The organism is Enterobacter sp. BNK-18 (genome assembly GCF_047456135.1).
Taxonomy (GTDB): domain Bacteria; phylum Pseudomonadota; class Gammaproteobacteria; order Enterobacterales; family Enterobacteriaceae; genus Enterobacter; species Enterobacter ludwigii.
In genome coordinates this window covers 1,123,167-1,136,839 of record NZ_CP179899.1, presented here as the reverse complement: position 1 = coordinate 1,136,839, position 13,673 = coordinate 1,123,167, and the positions used below count along the sequence as shown (strand labels likewise).

16 protein-coding genes and 2 tRNA genes are annotated in these 13,673 nt (G+C 55.1%); 10 read left to right on the top strand and 8 right to left on the bottom strand.

The window, feature by feature from the left end:
• Window positions 1-60 precede the first annotated feature (60 nt).
• The gene (gene cfa / locus ACMGG3_RS05465) at window positions 61-1,209 is read left to right on the top strand and encodes a cyclopropane fatty acyl phospholipid synthase (RefSeq protein WP_014169766.1); all 1,149 of its coding nucleotides are present in this window, start codon (window positions 61-63) and stop codon (window positions 1,207-1,209) included.
• Between the two features lie 28 nt (window positions 1,210-1,237).
• Here the strand turns inward: cfa and ACMGG3_RS05460 are convergent, their stop codons facing one another.
• Entirely contained in the window at window positions 1,238-1,879 is a 642-nt protein-coding gene (locus tag ACMGG3_RS05460; RefSeq protein ID WP_020884345.1) for a riboflavin synthase, read from the bottom strand.
• 225 nt (window positions 1,880-2,104) lie between these two features.
• On the opposite strand from ACMGG3_RS05460, the gene mdtK reads away from it, so the two are divergent.
• The 4 genes from mdtK (at window position 2,105) to ACMGG3_RS05440 (ending at window position 5,503) form a co-directional block, all read left to right on the top strand.
• The gene (mdtK, locus tag ACMGG3_RS05455) at window positions 2,105-3,478 is read left to right on the top strand and encodes an MdtK family multidrug efflux MATE transporter (RefSeq protein WP_014169764.1); all 1,374 of its coding nucleotides are present in this window, start codon (window positions 2,105-2,107) and stop codon (window positions 3,476-3,478) included.
• Between the two features lie 153 nt (window positions 3,479-3,631).
• Window positions 3,632-3,708, top strand: a tRNA-Val gene (locus ACMGG3_RS05450).
• Between the two features lie 4 nt (window positions 3,709-3,712).
• Window positions 3,713-3,789, top strand: a tRNA-Val gene (locus ACMGG3_RS05445).
• A 118-nt stretch (window positions 3,790-3,907) separates the two neighbouring features.
• Window positions 3,908-5,503 carry an FAD-NAD(P)-binding protein gene (locus tag ACMGG3_RS05440; protein WP_414149664.1) on the top strand — a complete coding sequence of 532 codons (1,596 nt, stop codon included), beginning with the start codon at window positions 3,908-3,910 and terminating at the stop codon, window positions 5,501-5,503.
• A gap of 28 nt (window positions 5,504-5,531) precedes the next feature.
• Here ACMGG3_RS05440 and ACMGG3_RS05435 read toward each other — a convergent pair whose 3' ends face one another.
• Together ACMGG3_RS05435 and ACMGG3_RS05430 are read right to left on the bottom strand one after the other, a co-directional pair.
• Window positions 5,532-6,167 (bottom strand): carbonic anhydrase, encoded by a 636-nt coding sequence (locus ACMGG3_RS05435; protein ID WP_014169762.1) that lies wholly within the window; start codon window positions 6,165-6,167, stop codon window positions 5,532-5,534.
• A gap of 72 nt (window positions 6,168-6,239) precedes the next feature.
• Window positions 6,240-7,022 (bottom strand): MBL fold metallo-hydrolase, encoded by a 783-nt coding sequence (locus ACMGG3_RS05430; protein ID WP_025204360.1) that lies wholly within the window; start codon window positions 7,020-7,022, stop codon window positions 6,240-6,242.
• A 125-nt stretch (window positions 7,023-7,147) separates the two neighbouring features.
• Here ACMGG3_RS05430 and ACMGG3_RS05425 point away from each other — a divergent pair, with 125 nt between their 5' ends.
• A complete protein-coding gene (locus ACMGG3_RS05425; RefSeq protein WP_020884349.1) occupies window positions 7,148-7,288 on the top strand; it encodes a hypothetical protein in 141 nt (46 codons plus the stop codon).
• A gap of 35 nt (window positions 7,289-7,323) precedes the next feature.
• On the opposite strand, the gene ACMGG3_RS05420 is transcribed toward ACMGG3_RS05425, so the two are convergent.
• The 4 genes from ACMGG3_RS05420 to ACMGG3_RS05405 all read right to left on the bottom strand — a co-directional run bounded on the left by ACMGG3_RS05420 (window position 7,324) and on the right by ACMGG3_RS05405 (window position 10,097).
• Complete coding sequence (locus ACMGG3_RS05420) at window positions 7,324-7,803, bottom strand: GlcG/HbpS family heme-binding protein (RefSeq protein ID WP_020884350.1); 480 nt, start codon at window positions 7,801-7,803, stop codon at window positions 7,324-7,326.
• A gap of 89 nt (window positions 7,804-7,892) precedes the next feature.
• A complete protein-coding gene (locus ACMGG3_RS05415) occupies window positions 7,893-8,504 on the bottom strand; it encodes a response regulator transcription factor (protein WP_414149663.1) in 612 nt (203 codons plus the stop codon).
• Window positions 8,497-9,822, bottom strand: a complete 1,326-nt coding sequence (locus tag ACMGG3_RS05410; protein WP_414149662.1) for a sensor histidine kinase — start codon at window positions 9,820-9,822, stop codon at window positions 8,497-8,499. Before ACMGG3_RS05410 ends, ACMGG3_RS05415 begins: the two co-directional genes overlap by 8 nt.
• 107 nt (window positions 9,823-9,929) lie before the next feature.
• On the bottom strand, window positions 9,930-10,097 hold the full coding sequence (locus ACMGG3_RS05405) for a hypothetical protein (protein WP_014169756.1): 168 nt from the start codon (window positions 10,095-10,097) through the stop codon (window positions 9,930-9,932).
• A 244-nt stretch (window positions 10,098-10,341) separates the two neighbouring features.
• On the opposite strand from ACMGG3_RS05405, the gene ACMGG3_RS05400 reads away from it, so the two are divergent.
• Genes ACMGG3_RS05400 through ACMGG3_RS05385 form a run of 4 tightly spaced genes read left to right on the top strand, consistent with a single transcriptional unit; the run spans window position 10,342 to window position 13,405 of the window.
• Window positions 10,342-11,172 (top strand): ABC transporter substrate-binding protein, encoded by an 831-nt coding sequence (locus ACMGG3_RS05400; RefSeq protein ID WP_414149661.1) that lies wholly within the window; start codon window positions 10,342-10,344, stop codon window positions 11,170-11,172.
• Window position 11,173: 1 nt separating this feature from the next.
• Window positions 11,174-11,989, top strand: a complete 816-nt coding sequence (locus tag ACMGG3_RS05395) for an amino acid ABC transporter ATP-binding protein (RefSeq protein WP_014169754.1) — start codon at window positions 11,174-11,176, stop codon at window positions 11,987-11,989.
• Window positions 11,989-12,735, top strand: coding sequence for an amino acid ABC transporter permease (locus ACMGG3_RS05390; protein WP_025204365.1), 747 nt, complete (start codon window positions 11,989-11,991; stop codon window positions 12,733-12,735). Before ACMGG3_RS05395 ends, ACMGG3_RS05390 begins: the two co-directional genes overlap by 1 nt.
• Window positions 12,719-13,405 carry an amino acid ABC transporter permease gene (locus ACMGG3_RS05385; protein ID WP_047357333.1) on the top strand — a complete coding sequence of 229 codons (687 nt, stop codon included), beginning with the start codon at window positions 12,719-12,721 and terminating at the stop codon, window positions 13,403-13,405. Before ACMGG3_RS05390 ends, ACMGG3_RS05385 begins: the two co-directional genes overlap by 17 nt.
• Here ACMGG3_RS05385 and fumD read toward each other — a convergent pair.
• The gene (gene fumD, locus ACMGG3_RS05380; RefSeq protein WP_014831602.1) at window positions 13,386-13,595 is read right to left on the bottom strand and encodes a fumarate hydratase FumD; all 210 of its coding nucleotides are present in this window, start codon (window positions 13,593-13,595) and stop codon (window positions 13,386-13,388) included. The two genes, ACMGG3_RS05385 and fumD, sit on opposite strands and share 20 nt — an antisense overlap.
• Between the last annotated feature and the right edge of the window lie 78 nt (window positions 13,596-13,673).

Below are 13,673 nucleotides of genomic sequence, written 5' to 3'. Positions count from 1 at the left end.
ACCATAAAAAGCGTCTACGCTGTTTGAAGGTTCTGATCACAGTAAGGTGATGGAGAAGCTATGAGTTCATCGTGTATAGAAGAAGTCAGCGTTCCGGACGATAACTGGTCCCGGATCGTCAGTGAACTGTTAGGTCGTGCAGGCATCACTATTAATGGATCTTCGCCATCCGATCCACAGGTTAAGCATCCCGACTTTTTTAAACGCGTATTGCGGGAGGGATCGTTAGGCCTGGGGGAAAGTTATATGGACGGCTGGTGGGAGTGTGAACGGCTGGATATGTTTTTCTCCAGCGTGTTACGTGCCGGTCTGGAAAACCAGCTCCCCCGCAATCTGAAAGATACATTACGTGTCGCCTCCGCCCGGCTGTTTAATCTGCAAAGCAAAAAACGGGCGTGGATCGTCGGCAAGGAGCATTACGACCTCGGTAATGACCTGTTCAGCCGCATGCTCGATCCTTTCATGCAATATTCCTGCGCCTACTGGAAAGAGGCCTCAACCCTTGAAGAAGCCCAGCAGGCTAAGCTGCGTCTGATTTGTGAAAAACTGCAGCTACAGCCGGGCATGCGTGTGCTGGATATCGGCTGTGGATGGGGTGGTCTGGCCTATTTTATGGCGAAGCATTATGGTGCCAGCGTGGTCGGTGTGACCATTTCAGCTGAACAGCAAAAAATGGCACGGGAGCGCTGCCAGGGCCTTGATGTGGATATTCGCCTTCAGGATTATCGCGACCTGAACGAGCAGTTTGATCGCATAGTCTCCGTAGGCATGTTCGAACACGTGGGGCCGAAAAACTATGACACCTACTTCAGCGTGGTGGACCGTAACTTGAAACCTGACGGCATCTTCCTGCTGCACACCATTGGTTCTAAGCGCACCGACAATAACGTCGATCCGTGGATCAACAAATACATCTTTCCGAATGGCTGTTTGCCGTCCGTTCGCCAGATTGCTAACGCCAGTGAACCTCATTTCATTATGGAAGACTGGCATAACTTTGGCGCGGATTATGACACCACGTTGATGGCATGGCATTCACGTTTCCAGGAAGCCTGGCCAGAAATTGCGGACAACTATTCTGAACGGTTTAAACGGATGTTCAGCTATTATCTCAATGCCTGCGCAGGCGCCTTTCGCGCGCGTGATATTCAACTTTGGCAGGTTGTTTTCAGCCGAGGGATAGAACACGGTTTGCGGGTCGCACGCTAAAAAAAACCCCGGATATCCGGGGTTCATTTTATTCTTCTTCTGCAGTCTTTATTATTGCGGCTTCTTTTGCCGCCAACAGCCGCTCAACGGTATCCACAACCGCCTGAGTCTGCGGATCGATTTCGATATTAACCCGATGCCCCAGTTTTTTCGCCCCCAGGGTTGTACGCTGGAGAGTTTCAGGAATTAAATGCACGCAGAAACGGGTCGGCGTCACTTCCCCAACCGTCAGGCTAATCCCATCAATACCAATAAATCCTTTATACAGGATGTATTTCATTAATGAAGGATCCTGCACTTTAAACCAGATTTGACGGTTATTTTCCGAGGTGACAATCTTCGCCACTTCCGCGGTGGTCATAATATGGCCTGACATCAGATGGCCGCCAATCTCATCGCTGAACCTGGCCGCACGCTCTACGTTTACGGTATCCCCCACCACCAGCTCGCCCAGGTTGGTGATGCGCAGCGTCTCTTTCATTAAATCAAAGCTAATCTGGTTACCGTTAATTTCGGTTACCGTCAGGCAACAGCCGTTATGTGCAATCGAGGCGCCAGTTTCAATGCCATCAAGCATATATTCCGGAAGCTCAACCACATGAGTTCGGAAATTAGGTTTTTCATCAATGGACACCACTTTGGCGGTGCCCTGCACAATACCAGTAAACATGCTTACAACTCCTGTTTTTTCCGGACGGTGGTGACACCGTTTAATCCCACCACAATAACAGTTGGAAAAACAGGTTGCCAGCGGAGCGCATTTTGTGGCGATTTTTTCACTAGATAAATAGCTAAACCCCGCTACAATAGCTGGCACCCCCCTGCATTTTCTTCTTGCTGCCAGTTACGGCGGCCTTTTTAGTCTCTCAAATAACTAGAATATAAAGGTGTTCACGTGCAGAAGTACATGAATGAAGCGCGCCAGTTATTGGCACTGGCTATACCAGTGATCATCGCGCAAGTAGCCCAGACCGCAATGGGATTTGTGGATACGGTAATGGCGGGTGGCTACAGCGCCACCGATATGGCCGCCGTGGCAATAGGCACCTCGATCTGGCTTCCGGCCATCCTGTTTGGCCACGGCCTGCTGCTCGCCCTCACCCCGGTTATCGCTCAGCTAAATGGCTCAGGGCGACGTGAACGTATTGCCCATCAGGTTCGACAGGGGTTCTGGCTGGCAGGATTTGTCTCCGTGCTGATAATGGTTGTGCTGTGGAATGCCGGTCATATCATCCGCGCCATGCATAATATTGACCCGGCACTGGCTGACAAAGCCGTCGGCTATCTGCGGGCCCTGCTGTGGGGTGCGCCAGGCTATCTGTTCTTCCAGGTCGCGCGTAACCAGTGTGAAGGCCTGGCGAAAACCAAGCCCGGAATGGTGATGGGCTTTATCGGCTTGCTGGTGAATATTCCGGTGAACTACATCTTCATCTATGGTCACTTCGGTATGCCGGAGCTCGGCGGCGTCGGCTGCGGCGTGGCGACGGCTGCCGTCTATTGGGTGATGTTCTTCAGTATGATCTCCTATGTGAAACGTGCCCGTTCAATGCGCGATATCCGCAATGAACGTTCGTTCAGCACGCCGGACTGGAACATCATGACGCGTCTGGTGCAGTTAGGCCTGCCGATTGCGCTGGCGCTGTTCTTTGAAGTGACGCTGTTTGCCGTGGTCGCCCTGCTGGTTTCTCCGCTCGGCATTGTGAACGTAGCCGGTCACCAGATTGCGCTGAACTTCAGTTCCCTGATGTTCGTATTGCCGATGTCGCTGGCCGCAGCGGTGACCATTCGCGTGGGCTTTCGTCTGGGGCAAGGTTCGACGCTGGATGCGCAAACGGCGGCCCGCACGGGGCTTGGCGTCGGTGTCTGTATGGCCATCTGTACGGCACTGTTTACCATCACGCTACGTGAGCAAATTGCCCTGCTTTACAACGACAACCCGGAAGTGGTGGCGCTGGCATCCCATCTGATGCTGCTTGCCGCGGTGTACCAGATCTCCGACTCCATACAGGTGATTGGCAGCGGCGTACTGCGTGGGTATAAAGATACGCGTTCGATCTTCTTTATCACCTTCATCGCTTACTGGGTGCTGGGTCTGCCGTGTGGTTATATCCTGGCGCTTACCGACCTGGTGGTTGACCGCATGGGGCCGGCAGGATTCTGGATGGGCTTTATCATCGGCTTAACCTCTGCGGCAATTATGATGATGCTGCGCATGCGCTTCCTGCAACGCCAGTCATCCTCGGTAATATTGCAACGCGCTGCACGTTAAATACGCAGTAGCCGCCAGCTGGCGGCTACTTTCTCTTCACTTTGCGCGGTAATAAAGCAATCGCGTGAAATCAGAGAGAAAAATGCATTTTCCCTCTTGCCTCAACGATGCTGTGCCGCTAATATTCGTCCCCGTTGTCACCGACAACACGTTGCGTTCATAGCTCAGTTGGTTAGAGCACCACCTTGACATGGTGGGGGTCGTTGGTTCGAGTCCAATTGAACGCACCATTCTGCGTCCGTAGCTCAGTTGGTTAGAGCACCACCTTGACATGGTGGGGGTCGGTGGTTCGAGTCCACTCGGACGCACCATTTCAGTCCTGAAATGGTGCAAATCCTCTTCTTAATGCCTGATTTTTCTTAATACCCCAATTTCATCATTATTCTCCTGCTACGCTTTTCTTATGGAAAAAAAACAGGAAGACTGTCGATGAAGAAAATCGCCATTATCGGCTCCGGCCCTACAGGGATTTACACCTTTTATTCTCTTCTTAAGAACGCGTCGCCGCTCTCTGTCTCCGTTTTTGAACAGGCAGACGAAGCTGGCGTAGGAATGCCCTACAACGACGACGATAACTCTCGCCTGATGCTGGCTAACATTGCCAGCATTGAAATCCCGCCCCTTTTTATGACCTACCTCGACTGGCTTAAGCGCCAGAGTGAAGCCCATCTGGCGCGCTTTAAGGTTGATAAAGCCACCTTGCATGACAGACAGTTTTTGCCCCGTATTCTGCTGGGCGAGTATTTTCGCGACAGTTTCCAGACGATAGTCCAGGAAGCTAAGAGGCGGGGATTTCAGGTTGAGATCCACACGTCTGCCACCGTCACCGATGTTGCCCCGTCTTCCTCCGGCGTGACGCTTTCGGTCAATGACACGCCGTTTCCGGAACAATTCGATCTCGCCGTGATCGCCACCGGGCATGTCTGGCCAGAAGAAGAGGAAGCCACGCGCGCGTATTTCCCAAGCCCGTGGTCAGGGTTGATGGATGCCCGCATCCGCCCCTGCCGCGTCGGTATTATGGGAACATCCTTAAGCGGGCTGGACGCGGCGATGGCCGTGGTCATGCAGCACGGTGAGTTTCGCGACGGCACGTTCCTCCTCGATAAAGGAAGTGAAGCGTTAAAAATTGTACTCATGTCCAGGACCGGGATTCTGCCAGAGGCCGATTTTTACTGTCCTATTCCGTACGAACCGCTGTCGGTATTAACCGAATCGGTACTCGAAGCCGAAATCGCCAAAGGATCAGACGGTCTGCTTGACCGCATTTTCGCCCTTATGGTGAAAGAGCTTGAACTTGCCGACCCGGCCTGGTGTGAGAAAATATCGCTGCGCATGCAGACGGCGGACAGCCTTCGCGAAGCGTGGTTTGAGGATCGAAAACAGCACGGTCCGTTTACCTGGGCTGAAGAGAACCTGAATGAGGTCGAGCGGAACAAACGTGACCGGCGCACGGTGGCCTGGCGCTACACCGTGCTTCGGCTGCATGAAGTGGTCCAGGAGATGGTTCCTCAGCTTACCGAAAAGGACGCTGAACGCTTTAAAAACGGGCTGGCACGCGTCTTTATCGACAACTATGCCGCCATTCCCCCGCAGTCCATTCGCAGGCTTCTCGCGCTTCGTGAGGCCGGCATCATTAGTGTTGTGGCGCTGGGTGATGATTACACGCTGGATATTGGCAGCGCGCAGACGGTCATCGCCACTAAAGAGACGGCCTACCGTTTCGACGTCTTTATTGATGCCCGCGGGCAAAAGCCGCTTAAAACAAAAGATCTGCCCTTCCCTACGCTGCGCAAGCAGCTACAGGCGACGGGCGATGAGATCCCGGATATTGGCGAGGATTACACGTTAAAAGCGCCGGAAACGCTTCGCGGACGCATTGCATTTGGCGCAATCCCGTGGCTGATGCACGATCACCCTTTTGTTCAGGGACTGGCGGAATGTGCAGAGATAGCAGAGGCGATGGCAAAAGCCGCAGAGAAAACCGCATCGGGTTCAAGAAGGAAATTACCGTACAGTGATGACTGACAGGGCATCCGTGCCCTGCAACGCGGGATTACTCGAAGTAAACCTGCGGGTTATCGGATAAAGAGACAAAGGTTTTCGTCTCTTTATCCAGTGCAAGAATTTTGCCGCTTTCAATGTCATACACCCAGCCGTGAAGACGGATGGCGTTGTTGCGCAGGCCCACCGCCACTGACGGGTGAGTCTTAATGTTGCTCAGCTGCGCAAACACGTTTTCCTGCACCATCGCATTCACTTTATCGATTGGCTTATCCCAGGTTTTCTTCTCAACCACCGCTTTTGCCGCATCGGAATAGCGTAACCAGTGAGAAACCGCCGGCATAGGTTCGAGGTCCGCATTGTCGGCAATGGCTTTCATCGCCCCACAGTTGGAGTGGCCGCAGATAACAATATCGGTCACGCCCAGCGCGACAACCGCGTATTCAATCGTTGCGGAGACACCGCCTGGCTCAGGGCCGAACGGTGGCACGATGTTGCCAGCATTACGAATGACAAAGAGTTGTCCTGGCTCTTGCTGAGTGACCAGTTCTGGGACCAGACGGCTGTCGGAGCATGAGATGAACAGCGCTTTGGGATTCTGGCTGGACGCTAAACTGCGGAAGAGCTCTTTACGTTGCGGGAAAATCTCTTTTTGAAAGCTGAGAAAACCTTCAATGATATGTTGCATAGCAATTTCTCTTTTATCTGTTTTAGTTTAGGTATGATCGGGATCACACAAGTAAAGTTTACCCACCGGACTTTACTTCAGACAAGCAATATATTTCTGGCCCGACCGCTGCACAATCTCATCCGCATTCGCCAGGATATTTTGCCCTTCAAAAGCGCCGTACAGGCGAGCGAATTTTTTCCCCACCAGCCGCCCGGTCACGTCTTCGACGCTGCGGGCGGGCAACGGCAGCATATTCGGATAGCTCCACATAAACGAGACGGCATCTTTGCCCGGCGTGACCTGTAGAATATCACCTGCCAGTAAGACACCATCACCCTCCTGCCAGTGCAGCACCGTTCCGCCAGCGAAATGTCCTCCGAGGCGTAATAACGTTACCGCGGGGAAAATGTCCAGCGTATCGCCCTGCCAGAAGTGGAGCATCGGGCTGTCGCGCATAACCCACTCGCGATCGTTCGCGTGCAGGTAAACCGGCGCATCGAAAGCCCCGGCCCACTCCTGCATTGTGGTGTAGTAGTGAGGATGTGAAATCGCGATCGCGCTGATGCCACCGAGCGCCGTGATGATGGTTCTGGTTGCCGGGTCGAGATTCGCAATGCAATCCCAAAGGATATTGCCGTGGGGGGTACGCAGAAGCAGCGCGCGCTGGTTGATGGCAAAAGCGGGCACCGTTTTGATACTGAGCAGCTGCGGCTCAAGCTGCTGCCATTTATTGCTGTGTGTGGCCGTCACCGTCGCAAAATCACTCCACGCCTGGCCGCTGGCCGGAACATACTGGCGTTCATCCTCGCACACAGGGCATCGCGCCGGCGTTGCGTCATAAGAGGTACCGCAGGTTTTACACAGTGTAATCATGAGCTCTCCTCAGCGATAAAGCACTGAGTATGGCAGGGATTATCGTTATGTGCTGCGCGGTACATTGCCGGTTCTTTTTGCCCTATACTGTGCCAGTATCAAAAACCGAACAAAGCAGGTGCCATATGGAAATTGATCTCGAAAACTTGGTCTTTAACGGGCTGGATGAAGCTGAAGAGCGTAACGCGGAACGTCTCGACGACGCTGATAAAAAAGCGCAGTCGATTATCGCCGATGACGACTGCGGTGATGCCTGCAAGATCTGATGATAAAGCACCGGAAAACCCGGTGCTTTTTTATATTATTTCTTCAGCCCGTCAATCGCCGCCTGCGCGCACGCTTCATCCAGATGACCACCCGGCGCACCGCCGATCCCTATTGCGCCGATCACCTCATCCCCCTCTTTCACCGGCAGACCACCGGCCAGCAGCAGGAAGCCCGGAATATCACGCATGTTTTGTGCGCCGGCATTGCTCTGCGCGGCTTCCATAACCTTGCCTGACGCATTTTTTGCACTCAGCGCGGTATAGGCTTTCATTTCGCTGGCTTTTACCGTGTGTGGCCCGGCATTGTCGGTACGCTGCACCGCTTTGACCACACCGGCGCGGTCCACCACGGTGACCGTCACCTGGTAGTTTTTCGCTACGCAGGCCTGAATGGCGGAGGTCGCCAGCGCGTTGGCCTGCGCCAGGGAGAGATTTTTCTGGTTCAATGCGTCGGCCTGTGCCGTCAGGCTTACGCTACCGGCGACAAGCGCGGCTGCCATCATTACTTTTTTCATCGCACGTCCTCGAATGATTGAATACCGTTCGATCGTACTCAGACGCGCGATGAAGCGTAATTCGGTTGATTACGCAATTATCTTGGTAGTTATACGGATTGTAATTTGTCGTAATCGCGGATTGCCTGCACCAGGCTGGTCACGCCAAGCTTGGCGAACGCCGCGGCCCGGTGCGCTTCAACCGTTCTGGGCGAGAGGTTCAACTGCAGGGCCACCTCTTTATTGCTGCGTCCTTCCATCAGCACCGCCAGCACCTCGTGCTCACGCGCCGTCAGTTGTTCGAAACGCGCTTTAATCCGCGACGTTTCCTGCCAGCGGGTCAGTCGTCTCTGGCTCTCTTCGAAGGCGAGCCCCACCGTTTCAATGAGCTTATCGGCATCCAGCGGCTTGGTGAAAAACTCAAAGACGCCATTGCGAAAGGCGCGGCGGCAGGCATCAACGGTACCGTGTCCGGTCATGACGATAACCGGCAACAGCGGCCAGGGCCATTTGCCCTCCTCCAGCCAGGTCAGCCCGCCTTTTCCCGGCATGCGCATATCCAGCAGCAGACAGCCGACGAGCGCCGCGCGCCCACCGTGCGCTGACGTAAACGCGTCCACGCTTTCAAACCCATTGACCTGCCAGCCCATTCCCGAGAGTAAGAAGGCCAGCGAATCACGGATGGATTCATCGTCATCAATCAGCCAGACTGTGTTATCCACGCGTATTTACCTCTCCACTCGCCAGTTGTAACCGGACCTGCGCCCCGCCCTGGGGCGCATTGCCCAGCGTGATTGATCCATTCATGCGCGTCATCAACGACTCCGTTAACGTCATTCCCAGTCCTATTCCTTCCGTCCGTCCGCTGTAAAACGGCATAAAGGCGTTCTGCAAGGCCTCCGGGCTAAAGCCAGGTCCGCCATCGGTGAGTGTGATATAAATCCAGTTTTCCCGTTTCTCGCTGGTTATTTTCACCCACCCTTGCGCGCACTCTTGCTGGGCCTGAATGGCATTACTGAGCAGATTATGCAGCACCTGTTCAAGCCAGAGTCTGTCTGCCAGAACCCGCGTGGCACCTACCGCGAACGCATGGCTCACCGCGATATGCTCAGAGCGGCGTTCATGTTCAAGGAGATCGACCACCTGCTGCCAGCACGGTTTCAGGTCGATGTCGCGCAAGGTGACTTTTTCCTGAACCACATGTTCGCGAAAGCGGGTTAAGAGCGCGCTGATACGCTGGGTTTGTACCAGCGCGGCAGCCAGCGCCTGCGATACGGCCTGCGGATTCGCCTGCTGTTGTTGGCGCTGAGCACCCTGAATCCAGGTCTGAACGGCAGTCAGCGGCTGGTTAATTTCATGCACGATCCCAGCGGTGATCTCTCCCAGGGTGTTGAGCCTTGCATGCTGGTAATAGTGTGCGCGCTGTTCGGCGTGCTGGCGCTGCCGCCGTTGCCAGAGCAGCAGGCTGGCCGCGGCGATAAGCACCGCCCAGCCGAAGAACAGGAACGGATATACCCACCAGGAGACGGCCAGCCAGTGCGGCTTTGCCGTGGCCATAAGGGTAAAAGGTTGTGTGGGTTGCGTGAAGGTCCGCTGCCAGTGCCAGAAAGCCCCGGCAGGGGGCGCGTTATCTGCGTCATTGAAGCGAATGGCAAGTGCATCAAAGGTATGTTGGGTGCTGAGCAGCGGCGCAAGATCGATAAGTACGCGGATCTGACGCCAGGGATTGTACAGCCAGTACTGACAATCGCGGGTCGATTCCACACGGGCAGCGTTCAGCGCACGGCCTGAAGTTTTCTCAAGGGCGAGGATGTGCGGGAATTTTTTGCGCAGGGCCGCGAGGTCTTCCTCGCCGTTGAGTAACGGCAAAACAGATTCATTTTGCGTCAGCACGGCGCTAAGGGTGGAATAGCGTGTCGAAAACTCACGATCGCGTTCCCAGAACTGGCGGCGGATCTGTTCGGCATAGAGCAAAACGCCGCTGATGAGGCACGCCAGGAGCCAGACAATAACCGTGCGCCTGAAAAGAGTGTTATTCATTCCGTTAACGGGTCAGGAGATTCATCCTGCCAACATTAGCAGTTAACCGTTGTCAGAACAAAATTTCGCACAGCTCATTCCAGTACATTTCGCGCGTGCGGCGCAGTTCAGCGTGACGTTTTATCATGGAACCACTCCGGATCAATGTTGGCAACGTCCACGCCATACAGGCTGGCGACAGGCAGTACGGACTCAAGAACACGTTGCGCGCTGTTCTCCGCATTCGCTGGTCGGGTCGCAAAAAACCGCCGTAACGTGTTTATCCACTTTTTCATCGTCTTTCCCCCTCTCGCTTCACTTGACCTAAGTTAAACACCCAACACCCGCACAGGGGAAATACCAAAATCCACTGTCGATGTGCAGGATTTGCAAATAGCCCTCCATTCTTTTACTCACGATTAACACCTTGTTCACTAATGCTTTTTTGCTAATAGCAAAGAACGATTTCTTATTTGGCGAGAGCTTTCGCTTATGGGAGCGTAACGGGGTAAAACAAAAACAACGGGATGAACAATCACTATGGCAGCAAACACGAAAGGGTTTAAAAAAAGGACACTGGTGCTGGGCTTACTGGCGGCAGGCGGTCTGTTCTCGATGCAGGTGCAGGCCGATCAACTGGCGGATATTAAAGCCGCAGGCGTGGTCAAAGTTGCCACCTTTGATGCCAATCCGCCGTTTGGCTCCATCGATGCAAAGACCCATGAGATTGTCGGCTACGACGTCGATTTCGCCAGAGCGCTCGCCAGTGCACTTGGCGTGAAGCTTGAACTGGTCGCCACCAACCCCGCTAACCGCATTCCCCTCCTGCAGTCCGGTAAAGCGGATTTGATTGTGGCAGATATCACCATTACCCCGGAACGGGCGCAGGTGGTTGATTTCTCCCTTCCCTATTTCGTGACCGGCCAGCAGTTCCTGGTACCGGTAAAAGCTGCCGATACGCTTGATGCCTATAGCCGGGCGCGCATTGGCGCGGTAAAAGGCACAACGGGTGAACAGGCGCTGCACCAGCGTTTCCCGCACGCCCGCGTGCTCTCTTATGACGATATTCCGCTGGCGCTGACGGCCCTGCGCAACGGTAACGTGCAGGCTATCACTCAGGACAGTACGATTCTGGCCGGTCTGCTGGCGCAGGCGCCGGACAAGGCGAACTTCAAAATCCTGCCCGATCTGCTCAGCAAAGAAGAGATTGGCGTGGGGGTAAAAAAAGGCGAAACCGCACTGCTGAAAGCCGTCAACGACGAGCTTGTTAACCTTGAGAAGAACGGTCAGGCGGTAAAAATCTATGACGTCTGGTTCGGTCCGGATACCCCCTCCCCACAGCCTCGTGCCTTTAAAATAGAAGCTCAGTAATATGCTCTCAGCGCTTTTTTCACACTCCGCGGCCGGTGCCGCGGATTTTTCACATCTGGAACACGCCAGCGTCGAGTTTCGCGATGTGCAGAAACATTACGGTAACCATCAGGTCTTAAAGGGCATTAACCTCACCATCACGCCAGGTGAAGTGGTGGCCATTCTCGGGCCTTCGGGTTCCGGTAAATCCACCCTGATCCGGCTTATCAATCAGCTTGAAACCCTGAGCGGTGGCGAGATCCTGATCGATAACAAGCCCACCGGACGGCTCTCCGGTACCGCGCTGCGTCAGTTGCGCAGCCGCGTCGGGTTTGTGTTTCAGCAGTTCAATCTTTACGCCCACCTCACCGCCAGTCAAAACATCACGCTGGCGCTGGAGCATGTTCACGGCTGGAAGGCCCAGCCAGCTCAGGCGCGGGCGCTGGCACTGCTGGAAAAAGTGGGGATGCTGGAAAAAGCACACCATTTCCCTGCCGAACTTTCCGGCGGTCAGCAACAGCGCGTGGCGATTGCCCGCGCGCTGGCCTCTTCACCGCAAATCATTCTGTTCGATGAGCCAACCTCCGCGCTTGACCCGGAGATGATTGGCGAAGTGCTGTTCGTGATGAAGGCGCTTGCGCACAGCGGGATCACCATGATTGTGGTGACGCATGAGATGCAATTTGCCCGGGAAATTGCCGACCGGATTGTGTTTATCGACGCCGGGCACGTTCTTGAAACCGCGCCACCGGAGCAATTTTTCAGGCAACCGTCGCACCCACGCGCTCAGCGATTCCTGCAAAAAGTCCTGAACCCGCTGCATCAGGAGCATCTCTAATGCCCGCACTTGACTGGCAGGGCGTGCTGACCGGACAGCCCCTGCAGTGGATCGTATCCGGATTTCTCACCACCCTGTGGGTGACGCTCGCGGGGATGCTGCTGGCAACCCTGCTCGCGCTGCTTTTTCTGCTTCTTCGCCTGACGGGTGGACGTGTCGGGAACGCGGTCGTCAGTAGCTGGGTGTCGCTGTTTCGCAATACGCCGCTGCTGGTGCAGCTGCTGTTCTGGTATTTTGCCGCCTGGAACGGGTTACCACAGGCGTTCCGGGATGCCGTGAATGCGGATCACCGCTGGTCCGTTTTGCCCGGTGACGTCTGGTGGTTTACCCCCGAGTTTTTATGCTCTGCATGGGGGTTAGGCGTATTCACCTCGGCTTTCTTGATTGAGGAAGTGGCATCGGGACTACGTTCAGTCCCTGCCGGGCAACGGGAAGCGGCGCTCGCACAAGGATTTTCCGCGTGGCGCTTGTTTCGTTACATCCTTCTGCCGCAGGGGCTGGCCAACGCCTGGCAACCCGTTGTCGGGCAGTATCTCAATCTGATGAAACTCTCATCGCTCGCCAGCGGCATTGGCTTTGCCGAACTGACCTATCAGGTGAGACAGATTGAAAGCTACAACGCCCATGCGCTGGAGGCGTTTACCGTCGGCACCGTCCTGTACCTGCTTACCGGTATGCTGATGGGGACGGTGCTGGTGCGCCTCGGCCCAATCTCAGGGAGGGGAAACCATGCTTGCCGGACTTAATGTCATTACCGATAACCTGGATTACCTGCTCTGGGGACGTGCGGCAGTTGGTGAGCCTGGCGGGGTCTTGCTCTCGTTGCTGATGGCGCTGGGCGCGGCGGCTCTCGCCCTGCCCGGTGGAATTGCTCTCGCGTGCCTGGCCTGGCGTTTTACGGGGCTTGTGCGCAAGGCGCTCTTTGTATGGGCGGAGTTAATTCGCGGGATCCCGTTAATCTTTGTGATTTTCTGGATGTGGTATCTGCTGCCGCTCATCACCGGCGGCGATCTCCCGGGGGCGCTCACCGTCACGCTGGCCCTGGCCTGGTTTACCGCGGCTTCGGTTATGCATTCAGTACTGGCCGGACTCAGCGCCTTACCGTCAGGGCAGTACGAGGCCGCCCTGTCTCAGGGTTTCAGTACCCGGCAAACGCTGTCGCGCGTGCTGCTGCCGCAGGCGCTGCGCAATATTCTGCCGTCACTGGTGGGGATTTTTATCAGCCTGCTGAAGGATACGTCGCTGGCGTTTATTGTGAATGTCCCTGAGCTCACCACGGTGGCCGGCCAGGTGAACAACCGGGTGCAAATTTACCCGGCAGCCATTTTTATCTTTACGGGTGTGGTCTACTACCTGCTCTGCTGCTCCCTTGAGCAGCTTGCGAAACGCTGGCGCTTCAACCGGCCAGTGCTTTGACCACGGTTTCCATCGCCTGGGTGGTTAACTCGCTACGTTTTACGCGCTGGTTCGCCAGCGCCGTACGCAGCACCCCCGCAATGACAATATGCTTCGGCTCCTGCCCCAAATCACGCATCTCCAGAACGACCTTCCCGACCACCCGACACATCTCCTGATACAGCGCTTCGTCTTTGGTCACATTACCCATCGTCATCACTCCATTGCCCTAAACTCTCAGCTTAAATGATTCATCGCCCGGATACAAAAAAGAAGCCCGGCGAGAGTC

Excerpts from the sequence above, each read along its gene's own strand:
- cfa (WP_014169766.1), top strand. The coding sequence starts at position 61 with ATGAGTTCATCGTGTATAGAAGAAGTCAGCGTTCCGGACGATAACTGG.
- ACMGG3_RS05460 (WP_020884345.1), bottom strand. The coding sequence starts at position 1,879 with ATGTTTACTGGTATTGTGCAGGGCACCGCCAAAGTGGTGTCCATTGAT.
- ACMGG3_RS05440 (WP_414149664.1), top strand. The coding sequence starts at position 3,908 with ATGAAGAAAATCGCCATTATCGGCTCCGGCCCTACAGGGATTTACACC.
- ACMGG3_RS05435 (WP_014169762.1), bottom strand. The coding sequence starts at position 6,167 with ATGCAACATATCATTGAAGGTTTTCTCAGCTTTCAAAAAGAGATTTTC.
- ACMGG3_RS05430 (WP_025204360.1), bottom strand. The coding sequence starts at position 7,022 with ATGATTACACTGTGTAAAACCTGCGGTACCTCTTATGACGCAACGCCG.
- ACMGG3_RS05425 (WP_020884349.1), top strand. The coding sequence starts at position 7,148 with ATGGAAATTGATCTCGAAAACTTGGTCTTTAACGGGCTGGATGAAGCT.
- ACMGG3_RS05420 (WP_020884350.1), bottom strand. The coding sequence starts at position 7,803 with ATGAAAAAAGTAATGATGGCAGCCGCGCTTGTCGCCGGTAGCGTAAGC.
- ACMGG3_RS05410 (WP_414149662.1), bottom strand. The coding sequence starts at position 9,822 with ATGAATAACACTCTTTTCAGGCGCACGGTTATTGTCTGGCTCCTGGCG.
- ACMGG3_RS05405 (WP_014169756.1), bottom strand. The coding sequence starts at position 10,097 with ATGAAAAAGTGGATAAACACGTTACGGCGGTTTTTTGCGACCCGACCA.
- ACMGG3_RS05400 (WP_414149661.1), top strand. The coding sequence starts at position 10,342 with ATGGCAGCAAACACGAAAGGGTTTAAAAAAAGGACACTGGTGCTGGGC.
- ACMGG3_RS05395 (WP_014169754.1), top strand. The coding sequence starts at position 11,174 with ATGCTCTCAGCGCTTTTTTCACACTCCGCGGCCGGTGCCGCGGATTTT.
- ACMGG3_RS05390 (WP_025204365.1), top strand. The coding sequence starts at position 11,989 with ATGCCCGCACTTGACTGGCAGGGCGTGCTGACCGGACAGCCCCTGCAG.
- ACMGG3_RS05385 (WP_047357333.1), top strand. The coding sequence starts at position 12,719 with ATGCTTGCCGGACTTAATGTCATTACCGATAACCTGGATTACCTGCTC.
- fumD (WP_014831602.1), bottom strand. The coding sequence starts at position 13,595 with ATGGGTAATGTGACCAAAGACGAAGCGCTGTATCAGGAGATGTGTCGG.